The following is a 24,178-nucleotide window of genomic DNA, read 5'->3' on the forward strand; positions in this document are numbered from 1 at the left end:
CGGTTCTTTGCGCGATCCGCGGCGCGAGCGACGCGCTCGGCCAGGGTCAGGACGTTAAGCGCCGGTCGCTAGGGGGCAGCGGCGGTCAGCGCCGCAATCTGGTCGCCCGTCAGCACCAGTGTCTCGCTATCGACGATCTCGTCGAGCTGGTCGACGCTCGTCGCGCTGGCAATTGGCGCAGTGATGCCGGGCTGCGCGGCGACCCATGCCAGCGCGATCTGCGACAGAGTTGCTCCGGTCTCGCCCGCGATCAGGTCCATGACGGCGAGCACCGCCGGACCCTTGCCGTCGAGATACGGCTTCACGCGCGGCCCGCGCGCCCGTCCACCTATGTCGTCGATGCTGCGATATTTTCCCGAGAGATATCCCGACGCAAGGCTGAAATAGGTGACGACGCCCAGCCCCTCGGCGATGCAGAGCGCCTGCAGCGCCCCTTCATATTGCGCGCGGTCGAGCAGGTTGAGTTCGGGCTGCATCGCGGTGAAGCGCGGCAGGCCCTTTTCGTCCGCGACGCGCAAGGCATCGGCAAGACGGCCGGCCGAATAGTTGGATGCGCCGATGGCGCGCACGGTCCCGGCATCGACCAGTTCGGCAAATGCACCGAGGACTTCGTCGTGCGGCACGTCGGGATCGTCCTTGTGCGCGAAATACAGATCGATCGTGTCGACACCGAGCCGATCGAGCGAGCCCTGCACCGCCTCGCGGATCCGGTCCGGCCGGAGGCCGCCGGGCATCATGCCGACCTTGGTCGCGATCAGAACCTTGTCGCGTGCGCCGCTTTCCCTGAGCCACGCGCCGATCATGCTTTCGGACTCGCCGCCCTTGTGCCCCGGCACCCACGCCGAATAGACGTCGGCCGTATCGATCATCCCGCCGCCGCGCTCGACGAAGCGGTCGAGGATCGCGAAGCTCGCGTCGCGGCCGGCGGTCATGCCAAAGACATTGCCGCCCAGAACGAACGGACGGATCGAAAGGCCGCTCCGGCCCAGCGCTTTGACGGTCATTTTCCCGTTCCCTTATGGACGGCGGGGACGGCCTCGCGCGGATTGTCGCTGAACAGCCCGTCGATGCCGGTCTTCAGATAGGCGTCGATCTCGGCCGCCAGGTCGCCATGTCCGGCGGGATCGATCCCGCCCTTGTCGCCCAGCGGCAGAAAGTAATTTTCGCGTCGGAAGGTCCAGGGATGAACCTTGAGCCCTGCGGCGTGCGCATCATGGACAAGGCTGGTCGGATCGCCGAGCGTGCCGATCGCGCTGCGCGGGATGACCAGGTCCTTGGACGGCCCGATCCCGTCGGCATAGGCCGCGACCGCCTTCAGCCCGTCGGGCGACGCCATCGCGGCATAGCTGGTCTTCGGATCGTCGGCAGGCCCGCCCTGCGCGTCCATCAGTTGGATCAGCGGCAGGTCGCTCTTGGCGCGCAGCGCCTTGAGGTTCGCCACTTCAAAGCTCTGGATGAACACCGGGGCATTGCGGCCGCGATAGCCATATTTGTCGAGGATCGTAAGCAAAGGCCCCTCGTGCGGCAGGCCGATCGAAACGAAATAGCCGGGATGCTTGGTTTCGGGATAGACGCCGACCGGCTCGCCCCGGCCCCCCGCTCGCTTCGCGTTCACCTCGGTCAACAGGTCGAGGATTTCGGCAAAGGTCGGAATCTCGTACTGGCCGTCATAGTCGGTCGAGCGCAGCTTCGGCAGCCGCTCTTTCGCGCGCAGGGTCTTCAATTCGGCGAGCGTGAAATCTTCGGTGAACCAGCCGGTCACATCCTTGCCGTCGATCGACTTCGTCGCCTTGCGACCGGCGAATTCGGGGTGGTCGGCGACGTCGGTCGTTTCCGAAATCTCGTTCTCGTGCCGCGCCACCAGCACGCCGTCCTTTGTCAGAACCAGGTCGGGTTCGATGAAATCGGCACCAAGCTCGATCGCCAGCTTGTAACTCGCCAGCGTATGCTCGGGACGCTCGCCCGAAGCACCGCGGTGCGCGATGACGATCGGCGGCTGCCCATCCAGCGTGGACTTCGCAACCACCGGCTCAGCCCCGCAGCCCGCGAGCGACAGCGCGAGCAGGGCAAAGGTCCAGCGGATCATGCAAAACGCTTCTGCCAGTCATCGGCGGCGAATCCGACGCTCAGCGCGCCCGCCGCCTCGACCACCGGACGACGGATCATCGCCGGTTGGTCGAGCATCAGCGCCTTGGCCGAAGCGGCATCGAGCCCGTCCTTCTGCGCGTCGGGCAGCTTGCGGAACGTCGTACCGCTCTTGTTGAGCAGCTTTTCCCAGCCGATCGCGTCGATCCAGCCCTGCAGCTTGGCCGGGTCCAGCCCGTCCTTGCGGAAGTCGTGAAATTGGTGAGCGACGCCGTGATCGTCGAGCCAGCGGCGCGCCTTTTTCACCGTGTCGCAATTGGGAATGCCATAGAGAATCGGAGTCATGCGATCAGGATAACGGCGCCCTGTCCGCAATGCGAGCGTTTGCACTCGCCAATTTCCCGCGCAGCGCCTTGGCGAAGCCTTCGTGAAGCGCGCCCGCGACATCGGGATGCGTCGCGAGCCAGGCGCGGAGGCCGGCGGCGGGGATGAACCACAGCCGTGCATTGCTGGCCAGCACCACGGTGCCCGTTGCCTGCGCGCCGTCGAGCACCGTCGCTTCGCCGATCAGTTCGCCGGGGCCAAGCTTCCCGACTTCGGCATTGTCGCACTGGATCGCGGCCGTCCCGTCGGCGAGATAGAAAAGACAGGGCGCTGCTTCATTCTCGCGCACCAGCACTTCGCCGCGCTTTGCCGATATCCAGTGCCCCTGATCGATCAACGCGCGCGCGCTGACCGCTCCAAGCCGCTCGAAATGGCGATCTCGCAATTCTCTTTCTTCATCCGAGAAGCTGATTTTCGCCTTGCTGAGCCACAATCGCGTGATGAGGCCGAGGTTTACAAGCAGAATTGCGAGAATCAGCAGCGTATAGCCGCTGCCATTCCAGCCCAGGATCGCGACCGGAAGCGCGAGCAGCGCCGCGATCGCAAGCCCCAGCCGGACATGATCGACCCGCGCAACAACGCTGGCCGCAAGCAGCACGACGAGCGCGCCATAGCCGAACCAAGTTGGATCGAAATTGGCCATAGAATTTCTTTTTTGCGTCTCGGTCCCCAGATGGACCACTAGGTAGATAACGTTACCGATTGCCGAACGCCTTGGGACGCGTGTCGCTTTTTGCGCGTCCCACTTTGCAACAAACTAACATTTTCGGCTTTGCGAGTGAAGCATTGCTACAACCGGTTACGTTTGAAACTAATTTTCAACGGCTTGCCTCTTGCGCGCGTTCACGCCATGGCGGCCCGCGATTCGCAATTTTCCTCAGAAACACGTAGAAGACCCTAGTTATGACGCAAAACTGGCAACCGCACAGCTGGCGCTCGCACGACGCGCGACAGCTCCCGACCTACTCCGACGCCGCCGCGCTTGCCGCCGCGGAGAAGGAATTGTCGAATTATCCGCCGCTGGTTTTTGCGGGCGAGGCCCGCGATCTGACCGCCGATCTCGGCCGCGTCGCCGAGGGCAAGGCGTTCCTGCTTCAGGGCGGTGACTGCGCCGAAAGCTTTGCCGAATTCCATCCGAACAACATCCGCGACACCTTCCGCGTGCTGCTCCAGATGGCGGTCGTGCTGACCTTCGCTTCGAAAATGCCCGTCGTGAAGCTCGGCCGCATGGCGGGACAGTTTGCCAAGCCGCGCTCGGCCGACATGGAAGATATCGATGGCGTGTCGCTGCCCAGCTATCGCGGCGACATCATCAACGACATCGCGTTCGAGGCCGCAGGCCGCGCGCCCGATCCGCAACGCATGGTCAAGGCGTATAATCAGTCGGCGGCGACGCTGAACCTGCTGCGCGCCTTTGCGAATGGCGGCTATGCGAACCTGCGTCAGGTCAATGCCTGGACGCACGATTTCATGGACCGTAGTCCGTGGGCGAAGAAATATCAGGAAACCGCCGCGCGGATTTCCGAAGCGCTCGCTTTCATGGAAGCGTGCGGCGTGACCCCCGAAACGGTGCCGCAGATCAAGGGCACCAGCTTCTATACCAGCCACGAAGCGCTGCTGCTCCCCTATGAGCAGGCCTTGACGCGGCAGGACAGCCTGACCGGCGGCTGGTACGACACATCGGGCCACTTCCTGTGGGTTGGCGATCGCACCCGCTTCGAAGGCTCGGCGCATATCGAATATCTGCGCGGTATCGGCAATCCGGTCGGCATGAAATGCGGGCCGAGCCTGGAGGCAGACGTGCTGCTGCGCCTGCTCGATACGCTGAACCCCAACCATGTCGCGGGGCGAATGACGCTGATCACCCGCTATGGCCACGACAAGATCGAGGCGCATCTGCCCAAGCTGGTGCGCGCCGTGAAGGCGTCGGGCCACCCCGTCGTCTGGTCGTGCGATCCGATGCACGGCAATGTCATCAAGACGAACAACGGCTACAAGACGCGGCCGTTCGAGCGTATCCTCGCCGAAGTGCGCGGCTTCTTTGCCGTCCACCGCGCCGAGGGCACGCATGGCGGCGGCATCCATATCGAGATGACCGGCCAGAATGTCACCGAATGCACCGGTGGCGCGATGGACGTGACGCAGATGGATCTGGCCGACCGCTATCATACGCATTGCGACCCGCGCTTGAACGCCGGGCAGTCGCTCGAACTGGCTTTCCTGCTGGCCGAAATGCTCAATCAGGAAATGTCCGAGCGCGCCAAGCAGGCCGCGTAAGACGAATGCAATGGGGTGCGCCCCCGCGAAGGCGGGGGCCCATCGCCCATGGTTTAATTTCAGACCAACCGGTGATGGATCCCCGCCTTCGCGGGGACACCCGCCTTATTCCCGGCCGTTATTCGGACCTTATTTTGCCGTTCCCGGCCAACGCTTCGTATCGGCAAATGCCCGTCCCAGCGCGACATGCAGGTCGGCATCTTCTGCGGCGCCGCCCAGCGGCACCTTGTCGGAGAATTCGTCCGCCGGCTCATGATAATCGCCGCCGAGAAATGACTCGAGCAGCGGCATATCGGAAAAGCTGCCGCCGACCATCAACGAGGTCACGCCCTTCGCGCCTAGCGCCCAGCCGTCCTGCCGCTGGATGAACGCATCGGCCTCGCCATCCTCGTCGAGCTTGCGGCCCAGCTTCGTTGCGACATCGCGGATCACCGCGTCATAAGCGGGCTTGCCGCGCCCGATCGTCGCGACCGGCGTGCCGCGCGGCGAAATCGCGATCGTGTCGATATTGAGCGCGACGGTGATGTCGGTCAGCGGCAGCGCTGGATGATCGGCAAAATAATGCGCCCCAAGCAGCCCCTTTTCCTCGGCCGTCGTGGCCATGAAATAGATATCGCGGTCGGGGCGCGCGCCGCTCGCCAGCCGTTTCGCAACCGCAGTCAGCACCGCGATCCCGCTCGCATTGTCGACCGCGCCGTTGCAGATGCGGTCGGTCGTGCTGTCTGGCGCACAAATGCCCAGATGATCCCAATGGCCGAGGAAGAGCACCGCCTTGCCGTCGGGCTTGGCGCCCGGAAGCTTCGCGATGATATTGTTGCTCTCATACGAGCGAACGGTCGAGGTCGTCGCAAGGTCGACCGCCGCGGGAAGCGCCGCGCCCTTATAGTCGGCCGATTTCGCGCTCGCGCGCAGCGCGGCACCATCCTGCCCCGCCGTCTTGAACAGCGCATCGGCGGCGGCGGGCGACAGGAAGCCGGTCACGGGGGCGCCCTGTTTGGCCGAGGCCAGCCGCGTCGCCTTGCCGCCGACCGCATTCTGGAGCTGGCTCCACAGCGCTTCGTCGGTCGCGATGACCAGCACCGCGCTCGCGCCGGCATCGCCGAGCATCTGGCGCCGCTCGCGATAGCGCGGCAATTTGTCGCCGAAGGGCACATTGTCATACAGCATGACGGCGACCTTGCCGCGAACATCGGCGTTGACCTTGCCCGTGCCGTCGAGGCCATAGCCCACGAACACGATCGGCAGGTTGGTCAGCGAGACCGTCGCATCGCGTCCGGTCAGCAGGACATCGTTATCGGCGACCGCAAAGTCGCGACCGTTGACCTTGAATTTTGCCGAGCCGCCCATCGCATGCGTCTCGACCAGCGGCACGCCCTGCAACCACGGCGTCGCGCTGTCCGCGACAGGTTCGAGTCCCAGCTTTGCCCATTCGCCGACGACATACGCGATCGTGCGGTCTTCGCCCTCGGTGCCGGGGCCGCGGCCCTCGAACGCGTCGCTCGACAAGATCTTGATATGTCCGGCGAGTTCGGCCTCGGTCACCGGTGCATCGCCCTTGGCGGGCGCGGCAAAGGCGGCGGGAGCTGCAAAAGCGACGAGAGCGACGGCCGCGATGGCGGCTCGAAATTCGGTGGTTTTCATGGGCTCGCGGAATGGCATTTCCGCCGCGGACAGGCAAGCCGTGTTCGTCGATCGACGAACGGCAGGCTCAGCGCGCTGCCCGCTCCAGCAGAGCCCGCGCTGCCGCGACATGCATGTCTTCGATCATCCGCCCGTCATACCGCTGCGCGCCGCCCGTTGCGGCAGCGACCAGCGCCTCGGCGGCGGCGATTTCGCGCGCCGAGGGAGCAAAGGCGGCGTTGCACGGATCGACCTGTGACGGGTGGATCAGGCTCTTGCCGTCGAACCCGAGGCGGCGGCCTTCGGCTGCTTCGGCGGCGAAGCCTTCGGCATCGTCGATCGCGTTGTACACGCCGTCGAACGCCCACACCCCGGCCGCACGCGCCGCCAGCACGATCGCCTGGATCGCATGGCTCATCGCGCCGCGGTCCATGCCGTCCGGCAATTTCAACGCGTGCGCGAGGTCGTTGAGCCCGGCGATCAAACCGAGCACCACGGGATCGGCGGCAATGTCGCGCGCGGCAAAGATCGCGACCGGCGTTTCGATCATCGCCAGGATCGGCACGCCGAGCGCGCGAACCGGGTCGAGGTCGGCGATCGCATCGACCTTGGGCAGCACGACCGCATCGATCGCGAGCCCATAGAGCGCGACGATATCGGCGTCCTGCTCATGGGTTCCTGTCGCATTGACGCGCACCGCAACGCGCTTGCCCGGATAGCCTGCCTCGACCGCGCGGCGCATCGCCTCGCGCGCTTCGACCTTGCGGTCGAAGGGCACGGCGTCCTCCAGGTCGATGATCAGCAGGTCGGCGGCGAGCCCATGCGCCTTTTCGAGCGCGCGGGCGTTCGATCCGGGGACATAGAGCAAGGAGCGGGGCGGATAGTCGTCTGGCGTCATGCGCTTTTCTGTGGCGCAGCCGCGCCATTGCCGCAATAAGGAAGCGGGTTTTGCAGACCGAAATTTGCAGAGGGGATGATCGATGGGTTACGTTGCGATTGCGGCGGTCGTGCTGGCGCTGGTATTCCTGCTGTGGGCATTGACGCCCGTCCGGCAGGGCTATTCCTATACGATCGAACGGTTTGGCCGCTACACGCACACCGCGCAGCCGGGGCTCAACTTCATCATGCCGATCTTCGACCGCGTGGGTCGCAAGGTGAACATGATGGAGCAGGTGCTCGACATTCCCGGCCAGGAAATCATCACCAAGGACAATGCGATGGTCGCCGTCGACGGCGTCGTCTTCTTCCAGGTGCTCGATGCGGCAAAGGCCGCCTATGAAGTCAGCGACCTGTATCTGGCGATCATGAACCTGACGACGACGAACCTGCGCACCGTGATGGGTTCGATGGACCTCGACGAAACTCTGTCGAAACGCGACGAGATCAACCTTCGCCTGCTGCACGTCGTCGACGATGCGACGACGCCGTGGGGCGTCAAGATCACCCGCGTCGAGATCAAGGACATCCGCCCGCCCGCCGACATTTCGAACGCAATGGCGCGCCAGATGAAGGCCGAGCGTGAAAAGCGCGCCAACATCCTGGAGGCCGAAGGCATGCGGGCGTCGGAAATCCTGCGCGCCGAGGGCGAGAAGCAGGGCCAGATCCTGCAGGCCGAAGGCCGCCGCGAAGCCGCCTTCCGCGACGCCGAAGCGCGCGAACGCGAAGCCGAAGCCGAAGCGAAAGCGACCCAAATGGTGTCGGACGCGATCGCCGGCGGCAACGCGCAGGCGATCAATTACTTCATCGCACAGAAATATGTCGAGGCGGTCAGCCAGTTTGCGACCAGTCCGAACAGCAAGACGATCCTCTTCCCCGTCGAGGCGACGCAGTTGATCGGCACGCTCGGCGGCATCGGCGAACTCGCCAAGGATGCGTTCGAGCGGAAGGCGGGTGCCTGATATGCCCGATTGGCTGTCCAACCTCGAACCGCACTGGGCGTGGCTCGCGCTCGGCGTCCTGCTCGCCGCCGCCGAAATCGTCGCGCCCGGATTTTTCCTCATCTGGCTGGGCTTCGCAGCGATCGTCACCGGCCTGATCGCATGGGTCTTGCCGCTGGCCATTCCGGCGCAACTCGGCATCTTCGCCATATTGTCCTTCGTCGCGCTCTATGGCGCGCGCCGTTGGCTGAAGGCGAACCCGATCACCTCGACCGACCCGCTCCTGAACCAGCGCGGCGGACGGCTGATCGGCGAAGTGCTGACGGTAACGCAGGCGATCGAGGACGGCCGCGGCCGCGCCAAGGTCGGCGACGGCGAATGGCCGGTGCGCGGGCCTGACGTTGCCGAGGGCGCTAAGGTCCGCGTCGTCAGCGCCGACGGTGGCGTGCTGGTCGTCGAAGCAGCCTGAACTCCTCGCGACTCCTTGTTATTCGTCACCCTGAACGTGTTTGGCGATTATCGCACTGCAACAAGGTAGGGGTGTTCTCCCGCGAAGGCGGGGGCCCAGCGACAAGGAAAGACGCGCAGCAGCGCGCCCTTCGACGTTTCGCGTCGAAGCTGGACCCCTGCCTTCGCGGGGGAACGCATACTTGCTCCAATGGAACATATCCGGACGTGTTTCAGGGTCCATGGTCGGCCTTTTCCAGCAACAGGTCGCTTGGACGCGAGGCCGGGCCGTGGACGCTGAAACACGTTCAGCATGACGAGGGGATAAGTCGATCTACCCGCCCCGCGGTCGCGAATGGATCGCGACGACATGCCCCAGCGCATCGCTGTCGCCGATGCGCCGGAAACCCAGCTTTGCCGCCACGCGCTCCGACGCCTCGTTGCCAAGGTCGATGATGCATCGGACCTCGCCGGCATCCAGGTTCGCATCTGCCCAGCCCAGCGCCGCCCGCATCGCCTCGGTCGCATAGCCGGCGCCCCAATGGTCGGCGTCGAACGCCCAGCCCGCCTCGGGTACGCCCTCCAGCTCCGGAATCCCGCGGCAGAAATAACTGAGCCCCCCCATGCCGATCAGCGCGTCGCTGACCTTGTCGGCGAACACCCAGTACCCGAACCCCATCACCGGCCACAGCCCCGCCGAGCTCAGAAACTTGCCCCAGCTGACGTCGGGCGCGCGCGGTTCGCCGCCGATGAAGCGGGTAACGCGGGCGTCGGCCCACATGGCGATGTGGACGTCCTTGTCGGCCAAGCGCATCGGGCGCAGACGAAGCCGGTCGGTTTCGATGGTCGGGGGTGCGGTGAACATGCCGCCGACATGCCGCAGCGGTGGCGGGGTGGTCAATCGGGAACCAGGAAATGATCGAACAGATCGTGGAGCACCGCCTTCCCGTCGACCTGCGGCTTCGCGCGCATCACCGCCAGCGTATCGACCCGCGCGAGCACCTCTGCGTGACGCAGCACGACGTGATAATGCGGGCGGTCGAAGAAATCGTGGAAAAGAAAGATACACTCGGGTTTGCAGTGGATGATCGACTGCAGCAGACAAGCGACGCGGAAACGCCCGTCGACCAGCACCGCGTCGGGACTGCCCGTCAGATGCCGCCAGACGCTCACATGATAGCGCGGCCAGTCGCGCAGCCGACGCTCGTCGACGGGATAGCCCCACTCCTTCGTCGGGCCGATGTCGGCGTGAATGGGCGTGAAGTCGATCGCGGCGCGTGCCAGATTGGTCCCGACATTGGCGAGCCATTCAGGATCGCTGTCGACGCTGACGATCTTCTGCACCTGGCGCGCCGCGACGATCGTGCTGCCGCCGCAGCCGAATTCGAGCAGCGAGGTGCGACCCGCGAGTTGCAGCTCGAGCTGTGTTATCTCCGCTGCCGACATTCGTGGCTGCATGACGTCTCCCCCGACCCGCGCGCAGGGTATGGACATTGCGCAAATAGGTCCAGCCCGGCATTGCGCCGACGATGGGGGTCCGGACGCTGGCGCCCGCGCCGCAGGCTCCGAAGACAGGGAGAGAGAACCGCTCCGGAAACCCGCTCGCGCGAGAGTTGAAAATCAGGCGGCAGCCGCCGCCAGTTCGGGCGCCGAGGAATGCGCCGGCATCACCGCATCGGCATAATCGCTCTCATATTTCTTGATGAGCGCGCGATCGTCGTGGTTCCACGGATGGAATCCCGGCATGAAATAGGCGAGCCAGGGCAGGAAGCTGCGGCGAAGCACGCCGGGCGAACCGAGCAGATACCACCAGATGCGCGCCGTGACGCGCCAGCCGGTCAGGCCATCCTGCTTCAGCAGCGCCTTCATCCCCTTGACGCGGCGCGGCCAGAAGCGCGTCGTGACGAGCAGCATCATCAGCGACTTGGCGCGCCAGCGTTTCCACCGGCTCCAGTCCTTCGTCGCGTGGAGCCAGGTGTCGTAGGCGACGCCCTTATGCTCGATCTCCTCGATCGCATGCCATTTCCACAGCGCCGCCCATTCTTCCTCGGCACCCGCGTACATTTTGGGATCGCGCAGCATCACCGACGCCATCATCGCGGTATAATGTTCGAGCGCGATCGTCGCCATCAGGTTGACGATCGGTGGACGCGCCTTGATCAGATCCATGACCTCGTCGACATCGCCCTCAAGCTCCGCCAGATCATAGCCCGCTTCGGCAGCTTTCCGGTTGAAGACGACATGCTCGCGGCTGTGGATCACTTCCTGCTGCGTGAAAGCCCGAATTTCGCGAGCCAGCTTGTCGGGCACACCGTCGCGGTGCGCCTTCACGGCCTCGATGAACATCGCCTCGCCCCTGGGAAAGGTTACCGACAGCGCGGTGTGAAACGCCGAGGCAATCGGATCGCCGTTCAGCCACCAGCGCCCCTGCCTGTCATCACGTCCGAACCGCACATCGCGCGGCGTTATCGTAAGGTCATTCGGGGTCGGAGAAAGGCTGGACATATGATCGTCACCGTCGGAAAGGGGTGGAAGGGCGTGGGGACGTCCCATGGGGAAGACGTTAAAGGTTACTTACAGTGGTGTCAATAGCAGTCAAAAAGCGGCTGAGTCCCGAGGAGAGCCGGGCAGCCGCGCTCGAAGCCGCCCGCCAGATCCTGACCGAAATGGGACCGCAGGCGGTGACGCTGAAAGCCGTCGCCGCGCGTGTCGACCGCACGCACGCCAATCTGCTCCACCATTTCGGCAGCGCCGCAGGACTGCAGCAAGCGTTGATCGAGAAGATGGCGGCGTTCATCACCACGACGATCCGCGAGACGATCTTTCGCCAGCGCGCCAGCGACCAGAATCCACGCGAAGTCGTCGATCTTGCCTTCGATGCGTTCGACACCGGCGGCGCAGGTGCGCTCGCAAGCTGGATGATCCTGTCGGGTAACGAAAATGCGCTCGATCCGATTTTGAAGGCGATCCACGACCTCGTCGAAGAATTGCGCGAGGATCATAGCGAGGACGAAGCGCCGATCGAGGACGAAACGATGCAGCTTGTCCTGATGGCGCTCGGCGACGCGCTGTTCGGCGGCCCGCTGTCGCGCGCTCTCGGCGTCCCGCGCAGCCGCGCACGCGAAATCGCGCTGGAATCGATGATCTCGCACGGAATCGGACGGCGGGCTGAGCAAAGTCGGTGATCACATAGTCATCGTCATCCCTGCATCGTCATTCCGGCATCGTCATCCCGGACTTGATCCGGGATCCATTCACACCGCGCCGGACTAGTGGATCCCGGATCAAGTCCGGGATGACGAAGACGAAGAACGAACTGCTGCTCCTCAGTGGGGCGCAAGTCCAATAAATGTTGGCGGCCGCCCCGACTCGAACGGGAAACCTCCGGTGTTGCACGGCGCTCTAGTCCAGTTGAGCTACCAGCCGCCAACGCCCTCATATCACGCTGCTCGCTTCTTGTAAGAGCTGGGCGCTCACCGTCATCCTCCGGGGCTGACGCAAAGCTGGCGTTTTCGGCGCCTTCCCCCTAAAGGCGCCCGATGCATTTTCTCGATCAAGCCAAGATTTTCGTGAAGTCCGGCGACGGCGGCCCCGGCGCTGTCAGTTTCCGGCGTGAAAAATATATCGAATATGGCGGCCCCGACGGCGGCAACGGCGGCAAGGGCGGCGACGTGATCTTCGAAGCCGTCGCCGGCCTCAACACGCTCATCGACTTTCGCTATACCCAGCATTTCAAGGCGAAGCGCGGCACCCCCGGTTCGGGTCGCGACCGCACCGGCGCCGGTGGCCCCGACCTGGTCATCCAGGTTCCTATCGGCACCCAGATCCTGGATGATGACGAGGATCGCAGCCTGCTCGCCGACCTCACCAAAGAGGGCGAACGGCTGGTTTTCCTGCGCGGCGGCGACGGCGGGCGCGGCAACGCGTCGTACAAGACGTCGACCAACCGCGCCCCGCGCCAGCACGGACCCGGCTGGCCGGGCGAGGAAATGTGGGTGTGGCTGCGGCTGAAGCTGCTGGCCGACGCTGGCCTCGTCGGGCTGCCCAACGCCGGCAAGTCGACCTTCATCAACGCGGTCAGCAATGCGCAGGCTAAGGTCGGCGCCTATGCCTTCACGACGCTGCGCCCGCAGCTTGGCGTCGTCAGCCACAAGGGCAATGAATTCGTCGTCGCCGACATTCCCGGCCTGATCGAAGGCGCCGCCGACGGCGCCGGGGTCGGCGACCGCTTCCTCGGCCATATCGAACGCTGCCGCGTGCTCCTGCATCTGGTCGACGCCAACGACGAGGATGTCGCGACCAGCTATCGCATCGTCCGCGACGAACTCGAAGCCTATGGCGCCGATCTGAACGACAAGCCGGTCGTCGTTGCGCTCAACAAGATCGACACGCTCGACGACGAACTGATCGCGGCGCTCTCGGCCGAACTCGCCGAAGAGAGCGGCCATCCGGTGATGGCACTCTCGGGCGCGAGCGGCGCGGGCATCGAGGCGGTCCTTGACAAGCTGCTCGAAGCGGTCGGCCAGCCCGAACCGGGCGCCGACGCCGAAGATGAAGAAGACGGCAGCAGCGACTGGTCGCCGATCTGACCGATTCCTCCTTCTCCCGCTGGCGGGAGAAGGATAGCGTCGCTTGCCGCCGCAGGCGGGTGGCAAAGCTTGGATGAGGGTGAGGCAACGTGGCAGTCACACGCAGAACGAGTCCCAACGCCAGCAAGCTCCGCCGCAATTCCACCGACGCCGACCGCACGGCCTTTCCGAAGGCAAAGAATTTCCACGTCATCCGCTTCTGGAACAACGACGTGCTTATGAATATGGAGGGCGTCCTTTCGGCGGTACTCGGCGAACTGGCGTCAGTGCAGGCCGCACCACCCTCACCCAACCCTCTCCCGCCAGCGGGAGAGGGCTAGAAGAATGTCGATGCCACTGTTTCCGCCAACCTCCTGCCCCAGGCTGATCGTCAAAATCGGCTCGGCGCTCCTCGTCGACGAGAGCGGCGCGGTGCGGCGCGAGTGGCTGGCCGGCGTCGCCGCCGATATCGCGGCGCGGGCGGCCAAGGGACAGCAGATCGCGGTCGTCTCGTCAGGGGCAATCGCCCTCGGGGCGCGGCGGCTGGGCCTGGCGAAAGGCGGCCGCGCGACGCTCGAGGATGCGCAGGCCGCTGCGGCAACGGGACAGATCGCGCTCAGCCACGTCTGGGCCGACGTGCTCGGCGCCGAGGGGCTGACCGCTGCGCAGATCCTCGTCACGCTCGACGATCTGGAGGATCGCCGCCGGTATCTCAACGCTTCGGCGACGCTCGACCGCCTGCTGGGCCTCGGCGTCGTGCCGGTGATCAACGAAAATGACAGCGTCGCGACGGAGGAAATCCGGTTCGGCGACAATGATCGCCTCGCGGCGCGCGTCGCGCAGGCGGCGGGCGCGGGCGGCGTGATCCTGCTCTCCGACGTCGACGGACTGTACGACAGGAATCCGGCGCACCCGGGCGCCAACCACATCGCGCGCGTCGAGCGGATCGACGGGGCGATCGAGGCGATGGCCGACGCCGGCTCGGCGTCGGGCATGGGGTCGGGCGGCATGGTGTCGAAAATCTCGGCCGCGCGCATCGCTAATGCTGCGGGCGCCCATCTTGCGATCGCGTCGGGCCGGATCGACCGGCCGCTGTCGACCGAAGCGCGTCACACGCTGTTCGTCGCTGAAAAAGGCGCGAGCGCGCGCAAGGCGTGGCTGGCGGGCGGGCTGACCGCCAAGGGACGGCTGACCATCGACACCGGCGCCGTGCGCGCGCTGAACGCAGGCGCCAGCCTGCTCGCGGCAGGCGTCACCGCGGTTGCAGGCGTGTTTGCGCGCGGCGACATCCTCGACATTGCGGGTCCCGACGGGCGTGTCGTCGCGCGCGGCCTTTCCGAATATCCCGGCGCCGACGCCGCCGCGATCGCCGGGCTGGGCCGCGACGCGCAGGAGGCCGCGCTCGGCTATGCGCCGCGCACCGCCATGGTCCACCGCGATCATATGGTGTTGCTGTGATCCTCCCCGGCATCGGGACAGCCCCTTGACGCGCGTGCTCGCGATGACCGGCGCGACGGGCTTTGTCGGCGGGGCGACCTTGCGCGACGCCGTCGCGGCGGGCTGGCATGTCCGCGCCCTCGCCCGTCGCCCGCAGGACGCGCGCGAGGGCGTGACCTGGATATCGGGCGCGCTCGACAAGCCCGACGCGCTTGCCCAGCTGGCGGCAGGCAGCGATGTCGTGATGCATATTGCGGGCGTCGTGAACGTTCCGACGCGCGCCGATTTCGAGGCAGGAAATGCAGCGGCCACGGCGCATGTCATCGACGCCGCGCGCGGCGCCGGCGTGCGGCGCTTCGTTCATGTCTCCTCGCTCGCCGCACGCGAGCCTGGCCTGTCCAACTATGGCTGGTCGAAGGAGCGGGCCGAGACGATCGTCCAGGCAAGCGGGCTCGACTGGACGATCATACGCCCGCCGGCGGTGTTCGGCCCCGGCGACACCGAAATGCTCGACCTGTTCCGGATGGCGCGGCGCGGCATCGCGCTGGTGCCTCCGGGTCGCATGTCGGCGATCTTTGTCGACGAACTCGCGCGCCTGCTCGTCGCCATCGCCGCCGATCGCGACACGAGCATCGGCCAGATCTATGAGCCCGACGACGGCAGGCCGACGGGCTGGTCGTACCGCAGCTTCGCGCGCGCGGTCGGCCGCGCCGTCGACCGCGCGCATGTCTCGACGATCCCCGTTCCGCCGATGGTGCTCAAGACCGCGGGGCAGCTCGACAAGCTCTTCCGCCGCGGCGGCGCCAAGCTGACCCCCGACCGGGCCCGCTACATCGCGCATCCCGACTGGGTTGCGGCCGACGGCGGCGCCCCGCCGCACGCCTTGTGGAAACCCGAGCTCGCCACCGCCGAAGCGCTCGCGCAGACCGTGCGCTGGTATCGCGCGCAAGGCTGGCTCTGACGTCGCTGGTGGGCCGCCGCGCCACTTCGGTCGAAGCGTGCATTGCCAACGGCAGGGCGCGCCCTTAGGTTCAGGCCCATGACAGACACCACCGCGACCCCGCCCAACGATCCCGCCGGCCCCTGGGCCATTCCCGTGCGCCGCCCGCTCCCGGGCGACGACAAGCCCAAAGGCCGCACCAGCTTTCCGCGCAAGGTGTGGAATCTGCTCGTCGCGATCAAGGACGGGCTCGCGCTGATCTTCCTGCTCATCTTCTTCGCGTTGCTCTTTGGCTTCCTTGCCGCGCGGCCCAACGCCTCGCTGCCGGTCACCGAAGGCGCGCTGCTGGTCGACTTCGACGGCGTCGTCACCGAACAGCCGGCCGATATCGATCCGTTCGCCGCCTTGTCGGGCAACGATCAGCTGAGGGAAATCCGGACGCGCGACGTTGTCCATGCGCTCGAGACCGCGGCGACCGACAAGCGCGTCACCTCGGTCGTGCTCGACTTCGACCGTTTCATCGGCGGCGGACAGGTCTCGCTTGCCGAGATCGGCGCCGCGGTCGACAAGGTGCGCGCGGCGAAAAAGCCCGTGCTGGCATTCGCGACCGCCTACACCACCGACAGCTATCAGGTCGCGGCGCACGCCAGCGAGATCTGGTCCGACAGCATCGGCGGCGTCGCGATTGCGGGGCCGGGCGGGTCGCGCCTTTATTACAAGGGGCTGATGGACAAGCTGGGTATCACTGCGCACATCTATCGCGTCGGGACCTTCAAGAGCGCTGTCGAGCCCTATCTGCGCAGCGACCAGTCACCCGAAGCGAAAGAGGCCGACATGGCCTATGCCGGGGCCTTGTGGGAAAGCTGGCTCGCCGACGTCAAGAAAGCGCGCCCGAACGCGAAGATCGATGCGTTCGTCGCCGACACGTCGGGCGCAGTGAAAGCCGCGGGCAATGATCTGTCGAAGGCCGGGCTCGACGCCAGGCTGCTCGACAAGGTCGGCAGCCGCATGGCGTTCAACGCGCGCGTCGCCGAAATCAGCGGCACCTATGACGACAGCCGGCCGTGGGACTATGCCGCGATCCCGCTCGAAAACTGGGTCGCAGCCAACCCGCCCGCGCGGGCCGGCGCGGCGATCGCAGTGATCCCCGTGGTCGGCGAGATCGTCGACGGCGAAGCGCCGAACGGTAGCGCCGGCGGCACCACCGTTGCCGAGCATATCCTCGACGCGGTTGCCGACAGCAGTACCAAAGCCGTCGTTCTGCGCGTCGATTCGCCCGGCGGATCGGTGCTCGCATCCGAAGAAATCCGCCAGGCGCTGCTCCAGGCGAAAGCGAAGAAGCTGCCCGTCGTCGTCTCGATGGCCAATGTCGCGGCGTCGGGCGGTTACTGGATCTCGACCCCCGCCGACCGCATCTTTGCCGAGCCCGAGACGATCACCGGGTCGATCGGCGTCTTCGGCATCCTGCCGAGCTTCGATCAGGCGCTGGCCAAGATCGGCGTCAATGCCGACGGCATCGCAACCACGCCGCTGTCGGGCCAGCCCGACGTGTTCGGCGGGGTGAACGACGAATTCAACACGCTGGCGCAGGCGAGCGTCGAGGATATTTACGCGCGCTTCACCGGGCTGGTCGCGAAAAGCCGCAAGCAGCCGATCGAAAAGATCCGGACAATCGCCGAAGGCCGCGTCTGGGCAGGCGGCACCGCACGCCAGATCGGCCTGGTCGACCAGTTCGGCGGCCTGCCCGACGCGCTGGCAGCGGCAGCGAAAATGGCGAAGATCGACGGCGCCTATCACGCCAGATATTATGAGGAAGAGCCGAGCGAATTTTCAAAGATGATCGCCAGCCTGACCGGCGCCGACAAAAAGGACCAGGAAGCGGCAAGCCCGCGCGGCTGGTTCGGCCTTGCGGCGATGAACCGCCAGCTCACCGAACGGCGGTTGGTACAGGATCTGACGCTGCTGACCAAATCGGGTTCGGTTCAGGCAAGCTGCCTCGACTGCCGCGCCTATCTGCCAGCCGTCCCGCGCGCGGGCGATGCCGATGCCAAGGGTTTCCTGGGTACGCTGGCCCTGCTGCTGAACTAAGTCCCCCTCCCGCATGCGGGAGGGGAGCTATCAGGCCGCGACCGCCACGCCCCTGGCATGCTCGGCAATCGCATCGGCCAGCGTGTCGACCAGCGCCAGCGGCAGGTCGTGCCCCATGCCGGGGATCGTGAGCAGCCGCGCGCCGGGAATATTTTCCGCCGTATCGCGGCCGCCGGCGATCGGGACGAGCGGATCGGCCTCGCCGTGGATGACGAGCGTCGGCGCCGCGATCGATTTCAGCATCGACCGGCGGTCGCCGTCGGCAACGATCGCCGCCATCTGCCGCGCCACGCCCTGCGGATACCAACCGCGCTCGAAATCGTTGCGGACGCGACGCTGAAGCCGCTCTTCGGCCGCGGGATAGCCCGGGCTGCCGATCACGCGCGCCGCGTTGACCGAATAGGCGATCATCGCCTCCGCGTCGCCCGCCATCGGCCGGTTCGCAAGGACGCGCATCGCTTCCTTCTGCGCGCGCGGCAGGCGCGGGTTGCCGGTGGTCGACATCACCGACGTCAGCGACAGCACGCGCGCCGGATAGCGCGCCGCGATATGCTGCGAAATCATGCCCCCCATCGACGCGCCGACGATATGCGCGCGATCGATGCCCAGATGGTCGAGCAACGCCATGCCGTCGGCTGCCATGTCGGCGAGCGTATAGGCGCTGCGCACCGGCAGCTTGAGCGCCGCCTTCACGAACATCCATTTCAGGTTCGGCACGCCCGCGGCGTCGAACCGCGTCGACAGGCCGACGTCGCGATTGTCATAGCGGACGACGCGAAAACCATGCGCGACGAGCGCATCGACGAACTCATCGGGCCACAGCGTCAATTGCCCGCCAAGTCCCATCACCAGCAGGATCGCGGGCGCGTCCTTCGGCCCCTTGTCCTCATAGGTGATGTCGATGCCGTTTGCCGTCGTCTGTTCCGTCATCATGCCGCGCGCGCTCCCTCGATGTCGCGCCACCATGGCGTGCTGGACGGCGCGGTCAAGCGGGTGCCGGGCGATAATGCGCTGCGTCGGACTGGAACTCGGCACGGCCATAGCCCGCGAGCTGGCGGTTGATCCGGCGAACCAGGCGGCGGTCGGCCAGATGGCGCAGCACCGGCAGGCGCGAGGCGACGCGATACGCCGTCATGCGCCCGGCAAGCGCCAGCATGGTGGCGCCGTACAACAGATGATCGCGGCGATCGATCGGCACGCCGACGCTTTCAGCGCGCTCGGCATCGCCGTTGAGGAAAGCTTTCACGAAGAAGACACGGCTGACCGAGCGTTCGAGGCGGCGCTTGATGCGGCCCGCGGGCGAGCGGTCGGTCGACAGCTCGGCCTCCATCGTTGCGCGGAGCAACCCGCCGCAGACGGGGTCGTCATAGTCATAACGCAAGGTGGCGCTGCGCGTGCGCCAGATGCGGACGATATCTTCGGGCGTGTCGGCGAGCAGATCCTCCGGCAATCCGAGCAGGAAACAGCGATAGCGCGCCAGCTCGACGCGTCCACGCTCGATCCGGTTGAAGCGCGTTCGCCCTGCCTTCAACACGTCCTGTGACAGGAAATAGACCGGTATCAGCCCCGCCGGCATCTGGTCGAGCTGCGGAATCGGCACGCCATAGGTTTCGGCGTCCCACATCCCCGGCCGCGACAACACGTTGACGCGCACCATCGAGTGCATCAGCCGGACCATCGCTGCCGCCTTGAATCCCGGCCCGAACCGATCGAGCGCACCGGGCAGAGCGGTGGTGGCAAAGAAGGTCGCGGTCTCTTTTACCCGCCGCGCCGCCGTCGTGTGGCTGAGCGTCCCCGTCAGCGCCATCGGTAGCGCCGAATATTTGTTGAGGAAGGTCGCGATAAAGGCGCCGCGGATCAGAAAGGGCGCCAGGTTCGCGGTCGCGTTCCGCTCATAGGCTGCGCCTTCCTCGACAAGATCCATGTCGACCCAGCTCGGCCGCTGTTCCATCTCGCGGATCAGCGCGACGAGTTCGGGCGGCGCATCGGCGACCGTCTCGACGCCCTTGTCGCACGCCTCGGTCAGCATCGCGACGGTGCGCTGGAACCCGAGCGCGGGCATCAACGCGGCATAGGCATCACCCGCCCGGTCGCCGAGCATCGTATATTCGCGAATGCGCGCGACAAGATCGGCATCGTCCAGATAGGCACCGCGGTCGATCCCGCGCACGCGGCCAAGCTCGCTCACCGCCTCGGGTTCGGGCGCCCAGCGTTCGGGGGCGCGGTCGAAATCGAAGCGGCCGAACAGGTCGGGCAAGGCGATGGCCTGGTCACGGACCTGGCGGGCGATTTCGGTGAGACCGGTTGGCGCAGAGCTCATGGCACAAACAGTGCCATATGATGGACCCGCTTGTCAGCCCATCAATCGCGACAGGATCGAACGGCGCAGCAAAGGGCGGGGTTTACGCTCTGTCAACGGTGTCAGAAGCCATCGAAAAAAAAGCAGCGCCGACGGCGATGCAAGAATCGGCAAAAGGAAGATGATCAGCGACAAGCCCATCAGCCAGCGGCCGGTCGTAACCGGTTCGCTGCACGCGCTCGCGCAGTCAGACGCCTCGACTCCGGCGCCGAAAAGGATCAGCAATGTCGACAAAGTCCGGCCAGTCCCCACGACGCGCTCCCCTGCGCGTCAGCCGCGATCCTATCGGATCAATGTTAAACGGAGCGTTGCGGCTTTGTTAGGCCGCTGTTTACCGCGATTCGCGGGGGCCCTTATAGGCAGGAAGCGCCAATGACCAGCGAATTGCTGCACCGCGCAAGATAAATCCGGCGCTCGCGCCCACCAGGGCTGCCACCGGTGTCCCCGCGCCGAGCCAGAGCAGGAGGAGGAACAGCCCCGACGCCAGCGCGGCTGCGGTGACATAGATTTCGGGCCGCACGATGATCGACGGCACGCCTGCCAGTATGTCGCGGATCGTCCCCCCGACACAGCCGGTGATGACACCCATCAACAGCGCAGGGACCGGCGGCACACCCCACGCCAGCGCCTTGGCGGTGCCGAAAACGGCATAGGCGGCCAGCCCGACGGCGTCGGCCCATTCGAGCAGATGCCCCTGCCACCAGCGCTCGGGCGTGATCCAGACGATGAAGGCGATCGCGATGCAGACGGCAGCGATCGCCCCGTCCTGGATCCAGAAGACCGGCGCACCGATCAGCAGATCGCGCACGCTGCCACCGCCGACCCCGGTGACCAGCGCAAAGAAACAGGCGGTGATCAACGTTTGCCGCAACCGCACCGCCATCAGCGCGCCCGACAGCGCAAAGACCCCAATGCCGGCAAGATCGAGCAGGCGGACGATCAGCCCATTGTCGATACCAAGCATCATCCGCTGGCTCCTTGGGCGAACGGATCAGACGTGGATCGGCTTGCCCGTCACCGCCATCGCGGCTTCCTTGATCGCTTCGCTGTGCGTCGGATGCGCGTGGCAGGTGTAGGCGATGTCTTCCGACGTCGCGCCGAACTCCATCGCCTGCGCGGCCTGCGCGATCATCGTGCCGGCGACGCTGGCGATGCACCACACGCCCAGCACGCGGTCGGTCTTGGCATCGGCGATGACCTTTACGAAGCCGTCGGGTTCGTGATTGGTCTTGGCGCGGCTGTTCGCCATCATCGGGAATTTGCCGACCTTGACCTCGCCCTTTTCTTTCGCCTGCTCTTCGGTCAGGCCGACGCCGGCGATCTCGGGCCAGGTATAGACGACCGACGGGATCACATCATGGTTCACGATGCCCGTCTGGCCCGCGATATTCTCGGCACAGGCGATGCCTTCATCCTCGGCCTTGTGCGCGAGCATCGGGCCCGGGATCACGTCGCCGATCGCCCAGATGCCGGGTACCGTCGTGCGGAAATCATGGTCGGTCTCGATCTGGCCGCGCTGGTTCGTCGTCAGCCCCGCCTTGTCGAGGCCCAGGCCGTCGGTGTTGGGCTTGCGGCCGATCGACACCAGCACGACGTCGGCTTCGAGCGTCTCCGCGTCGCCGCCCGCTGCCGGTTCGAGCGTCAGGACGGCTTTCTTGCCCTTCACTTCGGCCTTGGTGACCTTGGTCTTCAGCCTGAATTCGATGCCCTGCTTCTTGAAGATCCTGTTCGCTTCCTTGCGGACGTCGCCGTCCATGCCGGGCAGGATCTGGTCGAGGAACTCGACGCAGGTGACCTTGGCGCCCAGGCGGCGCCACACGCTGCCCAGCTCGAGCCCGATCACGCCGCCGCCGATCACGACCATATGGTCGGGAACCTTCGCCAGTTCGAGCGCGCCGGTCGAATCGACGATGATCTGCTTGTCATTGTCGACCGCGACGCCCGGAAGCGGGGTCACCGACGATCCGGTGGCGATGATGATATTCTTGGCGCGCACCGCTTTGCCCGCTACTTCGACAGTGTCGTTGGACGTGAACTGCGCATAGCCTTTCAGCCAGTCGATCTTGTTCTTCTTGAACAGGAATTCGATACCGCCGGTCAGGCCCTTCACCGCGTCGATGCGCTGGCCGTGCATCGTCGGCAGGTCGAGTTCGGGTGTCACCTTGATGCCCATCTTCGCCATCGATCCGTTCGCTGCCGCGTCGAAATATTCGGATGCGTGCAGCATCGCCTTCGACGGAATGCAGCCGACGTTGAGGCAGGTGCCGCCCAGCGTCTCGCGCCCTTCGGCGCACGCGGTCTTGAGGCCCAGCTGCGCCGCACGGATCGCCGCGACATAGCCGCCGGGGCCGGCACCGATCACAAGGACGTCGTAGTCGTAGTCAGCCATAATCACTTTACCTCAACATGCTGCATCGCGGCATCGCCGGATGCTCAAACGGGCAGCCCCGATTTTGCGGCGCATTCCTTCATCAGCGGCATCGCCTCTTCGGGCTTCATGCCCATCAGGTCGGCGGGCTTGTATTTCTCGACCAGCGCATCGCCGGTGCATTTGCAGATTTCGGCGATCTTGTCCGCGGCCACGCCGCTGCTTGCTGCGCTCGACTGGCAGGACTTGTTGAAATTGTCGAGGAACTGGGTCTTGAACCCGTCATCGAAGCCCTTCTCCATGCTGTCGCTGGCCTGACCGCACCCTGCCAGCATCGCGATCATCGCGAGGCCGAACGCCGCATTCGTCTTGATCGTCATAGCCCAACACTCCCCTGCCCATCGAAACCGGTCTTGAAGATGCGTCAAAGATCGATCAGCAAACGCGTCGGATCCTCGATCGCTTCCTTGATCGTCTTCAGGAACGTAACCGCCTCGCGGCCGTCGACCAGCCGGTGGTCATAGCTCAGCGCCAGATACATCATCGGACGGATCACGATCTCGCCGTTCACGACGACCGCGCGGTCCTCGATGCGGTGAAGGCCGAGCACCGCCGACTGCGGCGGGTTGATGATCGGCGTCGACATCAGCGAACCGAAGACGCCGCCGTTCGAAATGGTGAAGGTGCCGCCCGTCATGTCGTCCATGGTCAGCGTGCCGTCCTTGGAGCGCTTGCCGAAATCGCCGATCGTCTTTTCGATGTCGGCGAAGCTCAGGCTTTCGGCGTTGCGGATCACCGGCACGACCAGGCCGCTGGGGCCGCTGACCGCGACCGAGACGTCCATGTAATTGTTATAGACGATCTCGTCGCCGTCGATGCGGCCGTTGACCGCCGGAATGTCCTTCAGCGCCAGGCACGCCGCCTTGGTGAAGAAACCCATGAAGCCCAGGCGGACGCCATGCTTCTTTTCGAACAGATCCTTGTAGCGGCTGCGCGCTTCCATGACCGCCGTCATGTCGACGTCGTTGAAGGTCGTCAGCATCGCTGCCGTATCCTGCGCCGCCTTGAGGCGCTTGGCGATCGTCTGGCGGAGGCGCGTCATCTTGACGCGCTCTTCCTGACGCCCCGGCGCGCCGCTCGCGACGGGAGCCGCCGCAGCCGCCGCTGCCGGTGCGGCCGCCGCCGCAGGCGCTGCGCTGGCGGCAGCGAGCACATCTTCCTTGGTCAGGCGGCCATCCTTGCCGCTGCCCTGGATCTTGGTCGGATCGACGCCATGCTCCAGCACCAGGCGGCGCACGGCAGGCGACAGCGTCGTGACGCCATCGTCGCTCGTCGCGGCGGCGGCCGGAGCGGCGGCCTCGGCCTTGGCGGCAGGCGCGGAAGCAGGCGCAGCAGCGGCGACCGGGGCCGGAGCAGCGGCGGCGGCGCCGGCCTCGACCGTCGCGATCACCGCGCCGACATTGACCGTATCGCCGACACCGGCCAGCTGCTGGCCCATCACGCCCGCGACGGGCGACGGCACTTCGATCGCGACCTTGTCGGTCTCGAGGCTGGCAATCGGCTCGTCGAGCGCGACCGCTTCGCCGGGCTTTTTCAGCCATTCGCCGATCGTCGCTTCGGTGACGCTTTCGCCCAGCGTGGGGACTTTGACTTCGGTGCTCATCGCTTCTTCTCTCTTTGTTCCCCCGCGAAGGCGGGGGTCCATCATCTGACATTCGAAGAGCGCCC

25 protein-coding genes and 1 tRNA gene are annotated in these 24,178 nt (G+C 65.7%); 9 read left to right on the forward strand and 17 right to left on the reverse strand.

The genetic code is table 11. The features are described 5' to 3' along the window. Nucleotides 1-68 precede the first annotated feature (68 nt). From ACO055_RS08360 to ACO055_RS08375, 4 genes are read right to left on the reverse strand one after another with little or no spacing between them, the layout of a single operon-like run. Nucleotides 69-1,004 (reverse strand): aldo/keto reductase, encoded by a 936-nt coding sequence (locus ACO055_RS08360; protein ID WP_422062127.1) that lies wholly within the window; start codon nt 1,002-1,004, stop codon nt 69-71. Continuing rightward, a complete protein-coding gene (locus tag ACO055_RS08365; RefSeq protein WP_422062128.1) occupies nt 1,001-2,086 on the reverse strand; it encodes a glycerophosphodiester phosphodiesterase in 1,086 nt (361 codons plus the stop codon). The genes ACO055_RS08360 and ACO055_RS08365 overlap by 4 nt, the downstream gene beginning before the upstream one ends. Next, nucleotides 2,083-2,430: an ArsC family reductase gene (locus ACO055_RS08370; protein ID WP_422062129.1), complete on the reverse strand. Its 348-nt coding sequence runs from the start codon at nt 2,428-2,430 to the stop codon at nt 2,083-2,085. The genes ACO055_RS08365 and ACO055_RS08370 overlap by 4 nt, the downstream gene beginning before the upstream one ends. 4 nt (nt 2,431-2,434) lie before the next feature. Further along, nucleotides 2,435-3,112 carry a Crp/Fnr family transcriptional regulator gene (locus ACO055_RS08375; RefSeq protein WP_422062130.1) on the reverse strand — a complete coding sequence of 226 codons (678 nt, stop codon included), beginning with the start codon at nt 3,110-3,112 and terminating at the stop codon, nt 2,435-2,437. A 260-nt stretch (nt 3,113-3,372) separates the two neighbouring features. On the opposite strand from ACO055_RS08375, the gene ACO055_RS08380 reads away from it, so the two are divergent. Then, complete coding sequence (locus ACO055_RS08380; RefSeq protein ID WP_422062131.1) at nt 3,373-4,746, forward strand: class II 3-deoxy-7-phosphoheptulonate synthase; 1,374 nt, start codon at nt 3,373-3,375, stop codon at nt 4,744-4,746. 129 nt (nt 4,747-4,875) lie between these two features. Here ACO055_RS08380 and ACO055_RS08385 read toward each other — a convergent pair whose 3' ends face one another. Together ACO055_RS08385 and ACO055_RS08390 are read right to left on the reverse strand one after the other, a co-directional pair. Beyond that, the gene (locus ACO055_RS08385; RefSeq protein ID WP_422062132.1) at nt 4,876-6,387 is read right to left on the reverse strand and encodes a M28 family peptidase; all 1,512 of its coding nucleotides are present in this window, start codon (nt 6,385-6,387) and stop codon (nt 4,876-4,878) included. Between the two features lie 67 nt (nt 6,388-6,454). Then, a complete protein-coding gene (locus tag ACO055_RS08390) occupies nt 6,455-7,264 on the reverse strand; it encodes an HpcH/HpaI aldolase/citrate lyase family protein (protein WP_422062133.1) in 810 nt (269 codons plus the stop codon). An 82-nt stretch (nt 7,265-7,346) separates the two neighbouring features. Between ACO055_RS08390 and ACO055_RS08395 the strand changes: the two genes are divergently transcribed. Together ACO055_RS08395 and ACO055_RS08400 are read left to right on the forward strand one after the other, a co-directional pair. Further along, a complete protein-coding gene (locus ACO055_RS08395) occupies nt 7,347-8,264 on the forward strand; it encodes an SPFH domain-containing protein (protein WP_422062134.1) in 918 nt (305 codons plus the stop codon). Between the two features lies 1 nt (nt 8,265). Next, nucleotides 8,266-8,712 (forward strand): NfeD family protein, encoded by a 447-nt coding sequence (locus ACO055_RS08400; RefSeq protein ID WP_422062135.1) that lies wholly within the window; start codon nt 8,266-8,268, stop codon nt 8,710-8,712. Nucleotides 8,713-9,024: 312 nt separating this feature from the next. On the opposite strand, the gene ACO055_RS08405 is transcribed toward ACO055_RS08400, so the two are convergent. The 3 genes from ACO055_RS08405 to ACO055_RS08415 form a co-directional block, all read right to left on the reverse strand. Then, on the reverse strand, nt 9,025-9,555 hold the full coding sequence (locus tag ACO055_RS08405; RefSeq protein WP_422062136.1) for a GNAT family N-acetyltransferase: 531 nt from the start codon (nt 9,553-9,555) through the stop codon (nt 9,025-9,027). A gap of 32 nt (nt 9,556-9,587) precedes the next feature. Then, nucleotides 9,588-10,148, reverse strand: a complete 561-nt coding sequence (locus ACO055_RS08410) for a hypothetical protein (RefSeq protein WP_422062137.1) — start codon at nt 10,146-10,148, stop codon at nt 9,588-9,590. 162 nt (nt 10,149-10,310) lie between these two features. After that, nucleotides 10,311-11,195: a metal-dependent hydrolase gene (locus ACO055_RS08415; protein ID WP_422062138.1), complete on the reverse strand. Its 885-nt coding sequence runs from the start codon at nt 11,193-11,195 to the stop codon at nt 10,311-10,313. An 83-nt stretch (nt 11,196-11,278) separates the two neighbouring features. Here ACO055_RS08415 and ACO055_RS08420 point away from each other — a divergent pair, with 83 nt between their 5' ends. Continuing rightward, a complete protein-coding gene (locus ACO055_RS08420; protein ID WP_422062445.1) occupies nt 11,279-11,875 on the forward strand; it encodes a TetR/AcrR family transcriptional regulator in 597 nt (198 codons plus the stop codon). Between the two features lie 168 nt (nt 11,876-12,043). Here the strand turns inward: ACO055_RS08420 and ACO055_RS08425 are convergent. After that, nucleotides 12,044-12,118, reverse strand: a tRNA-OTHER gene (locus ACO055_RS08425). 111 nt (nt 12,119-12,229) lie between these two features. On the opposite strand from ACO055_RS08425, the gene obgE reads away from it, so the two are divergent. The 5 genes from obgE to sppA all read left to right on the forward strand — a co-directional run bounded on the left by obgE (nt 12,230) and on the right by sppA (nt 17,723). After that, nucleotides 12,230-13,279 carry a GTPase ObgE gene (gene obgE, locus ACO055_RS08430; protein ID WP_422062139.1) on the forward strand — a complete coding sequence of 350 codons (1,050 nt, stop codon included), beginning with the start codon at nt 12,230-12,232 and terminating at the stop codon, nt 13,277-13,279. Between the two features lie 89 nt (nt 13,280-13,368). Next, nucleotides 13,369-13,599 carry a DUF559 domain-containing protein gene (locus ACO055_RS08435; RefSeq protein ID WP_422062140.1) on the forward strand — a complete coding sequence of 77 codons (231 nt, stop codon included), beginning with the start codon at nt 13,369-13,371 and terminating at the stop codon, nt 13,597-13,599. A gap of 10 nt (nt 13,600-13,609) precedes the next feature. Beyond that, entirely contained in the window at nt 13,610-14,716 is a 1,107-nt protein-coding gene (gene proB / locus ACO055_RS08440) for a glutamate 5-kinase (RefSeq protein ID WP_422062141.1), read from the forward strand. 43 nt (nt 14,717-14,759) lie between these two features. Next, on the forward strand, nt 14,760-15,656 hold the full coding sequence (locus tag ACO055_RS08445; RefSeq protein WP_422062446.1) for an NAD-dependent epimerase/dehydratase family protein: 897 nt from the start codon (nt 14,760-14,762) through the stop codon (nt 15,654-15,656). Nucleotides 15,657-15,734: 78 nt separating this feature from the next. Beyond that, nucleotides 15,735-17,723 carry a signal peptide peptidase SppA gene (gene sppA, locus ACO055_RS08450; RefSeq protein ID WP_422062142.1) on the forward strand — a complete coding sequence of 663 codons (1,989 nt, stop codon included), beginning with the start codon at nt 15,735-15,737 and terminating at the stop codon, nt 17,721-17,723. A gap of 30 nt (nt 17,724-17,753) precedes the next feature. Here sppA and ACO055_RS08455 read toward each other — a convergent pair whose 3' ends face one another. From ACO055_RS08455 to odhB, 7 genes are all read right to left on the reverse strand, one after another. Then, complete coding sequence (locus ACO055_RS08455) at nt 17,754-18,656, reverse strand: alpha/beta fold hydrolase (RefSeq protein WP_422062143.1); 903 nt, start codon at nt 18,654-18,656, stop codon at nt 17,754-17,756. A 52-nt stretch (nt 18,657-18,708) separates the two neighbouring features. Continuing rightward, nucleotides 18,709-20,043 carry an oxygenase MpaB family protein gene (locus ACO055_RS08460; RefSeq protein WP_422062144.1) on the reverse strand — a complete coding sequence of 445 codons (1,335 nt, stop codon included), beginning with the start codon at nt 20,041-20,043 and terminating at the stop codon, nt 18,709-18,711. A gap of 33 nt (nt 20,044-20,076) precedes the next feature. Next, entirely contained in the window at nt 20,077-20,307 is a 231-nt protein-coding gene (locus ACO055_RS08465; protein ID WP_422062145.1) for a hypothetical protein, read from the reverse strand. A gap of 106 nt (nt 20,308-20,413) precedes the next feature. After that, nucleotides 20,414-21,049: a trimeric intracellular cation channel family protein gene (locus ACO055_RS08470; protein ID WP_422062146.1), complete on the reverse strand. Its 636-nt coding sequence runs from the start codon at nt 21,047-21,049 to the stop codon at nt 20,414-20,416. A gap of 24 nt (nt 21,050-21,073) precedes the next feature. Next, nucleotides 21,074-22,471: a dihydrolipoyl dehydrogenase gene (lpdA, locus tag ACO055_RS08475; RefSeq protein ID WP_422062147.1), complete on the reverse strand. Its 1,398-nt coding sequence runs from the start codon at nt 22,469-22,471 to the stop codon at nt 21,074-21,076. Between the two features lie 44 nt (nt 22,472-22,515). Beyond that, nucleotides 22,516-22,830 carry a hypothetical protein gene (locus tag ACO055_RS08480; RefSeq protein WP_422062148.1) on the reverse strand — a complete coding sequence of 105 codons (315 nt, stop codon included), beginning with the start codon at nt 22,828-22,830 and terminating at the stop codon, nt 22,516-22,518. Between the two features lie 44 nt (nt 22,831-22,874). Then, on the reverse strand, nt 22,875-24,113 hold the full coding sequence (gene odhB, locus ACO055_RS08485) for a 2-oxoglutarate dehydrogenase complex dihydrolipoyllysine-residue succinyltransferase (protein WP_422062149.1): 1,239 nt from the start codon (nt 24,111-24,113) through the stop codon (nt 22,875-22,877). Nucleotides 24,114-24,178: the final 65 nt, after the last annotated feature.

The sequence above is a fragment of the Sphingopyxis sp. genome, assembly GCF_965227415.1.
GTDB lineage: Bacteria > Pseudomonadota > Alphaproteobacteria > Sphingomonadales > Sphingomonadaceae > Sphingopyxis.

Bases quoted from the DNA above. Each gene is read 5' to 3' on its own strand.
- ACO055_RS08360 (WP_422062127.1), bottom strand. From the start codon at position 1,004: ATGACCGTCAAAGCGCTGGGCCGGAGCGGCCTTTCGATCCGTCCGTTC.
- ACO055_RS08365 (WP_422062128.1), bottom strand. From the start codon at position 2,086: ATGATCCGCTGGACCTTTGCCCTGCTCGCGCTGTCGCTCGCGGGCTGC.
- ACO055_RS08370 (WP_422062129.1), bottom strand. From the start codon at position 2,430: ATGACTCCGATTCTCTATGGCATTCCCAATTGCGACACGGTGAAAAAG.
- ACO055_RS08375 (WP_422062130.1), bottom strand. From the start codon at position 3,112: ATGGCCAATTTCGATCCAACTTGGTTCGGCTATGGCGCGCTCGTCGTG.
- ACO055_RS08380 (WP_422062131.1), top strand. From the start codon at position 3,373: ATGACGCAAAACTGGCAACCGCACAGCTGGCGCTCGCACGACGCGCGA.
- ACO055_RS08385 (WP_422062132.1), bottom strand. From the start codon at position 6,387: ATGAAAACCACCGAATTTCGAGCCGCCATCGCGGCCGTCGCTCTCGTC.
- ACO055_RS08390 (WP_422062133.1), bottom strand. From the start codon at position 7,264: ATGACGCCAGACGACTATCCGCCCCGCTCCTTGCTCTATGTCCCCGGA.
- ACO055_RS08395 (WP_422062134.1), top strand. From the start codon at position 7,347: ATGGGTTACGTTGCGATTGCGGCGGTCGTGCTGGCGCTGGTATTCCTG.
- ACO055_RS08400 (WP_422062135.1), top strand. From the start codon at position 8,266: ATGCCCGATTGGCTGTCCAACCTCGAACCGCACTGGGCGTGGCTCGCG.
- ACO055_RS08405 (WP_422062136.1), bottom strand. From the start codon at position 9,555: ATGTTCACCGCACCCCCGACCATCGAAACCGACCGGCTTCGTCTGCGC.
- ACO055_RS08410 (WP_422062137.1), bottom strand. From the start codon at position 10,148: ATGCAGCCACGAATGTCGGCAGCGGAGATAACACAGCTCGAGCTGCAA.
- ACO055_RS08415 (WP_422062138.1), bottom strand. From the start codon at position 11,195: ATGTCCAGCCTTTCTCCGACCCCGAATGACCTTACGATAACGCCGCGC.
- obgE (WP_422062139.1), top strand. From the start codon at position 12,230: ATGCATTTTCTCGATCAAGCCAAGATTTTCGTGAAGTCCGGCGACGGC.
- proB (WP_422062141.1), top strand. From the start codon at position 13,610: ATGCCACTGTTTCCGCCAACCTCCTGCCCCAGGCTGATCGTCAAAATC.
- ACO055_RS08445 (WP_422062446.1), top strand. From the start codon at position 14,760: ATGACCGGCGCGACGGGCTTTGTCGGCGGGGCGACCTTGCGCGACGCC.
- sppA (WP_422062142.1), top strand. From the start codon at position 15,735: ATGACAGACACCACCGCGACCCCGCCCAACGATCCCGCCGGCCCCTGG.
- ACO055_RS08455 (WP_422062143.1), bottom strand. From the start codon at position 18,656: ATGATGACGGAACAGACGACGGCAAACGGCATCGACATCACCTATGAG.
- ACO055_RS08460 (WP_422062144.1), bottom strand. From the start codon at position 20,043: ATGAGCTCTGCGCCAACCGGTCTCACCGAAATCGCCCGCCAGGTCCGT.
- ACO055_RS08470 (WP_422062146.1), bottom strand. From the start codon at position 21,049: ATGATGCTTGGTATCGACAATGGGCTGATCGTCCGCCTGCTCGATCTT.
- lpdA (WP_422062147.1), bottom strand. From the start codon at position 22,471: ATGGCTGACTACGACTACGACGTCCTTGTGATCGGTGCCGGCCCCGGC.
- ACO055_RS08480 (WP_422062148.1), bottom strand. From the start codon at position 22,830: ATGACGATCAAGACGAATGCGGCGTTCGGCCTCGCGATGATCGCGATG.
- odhB (WP_422062149.1), bottom strand. From the start codon at position 24,113: ATGAGCACCGAAGTCAAAGTCCCCACGCTGGGCGAAAGCGTCACCGAA.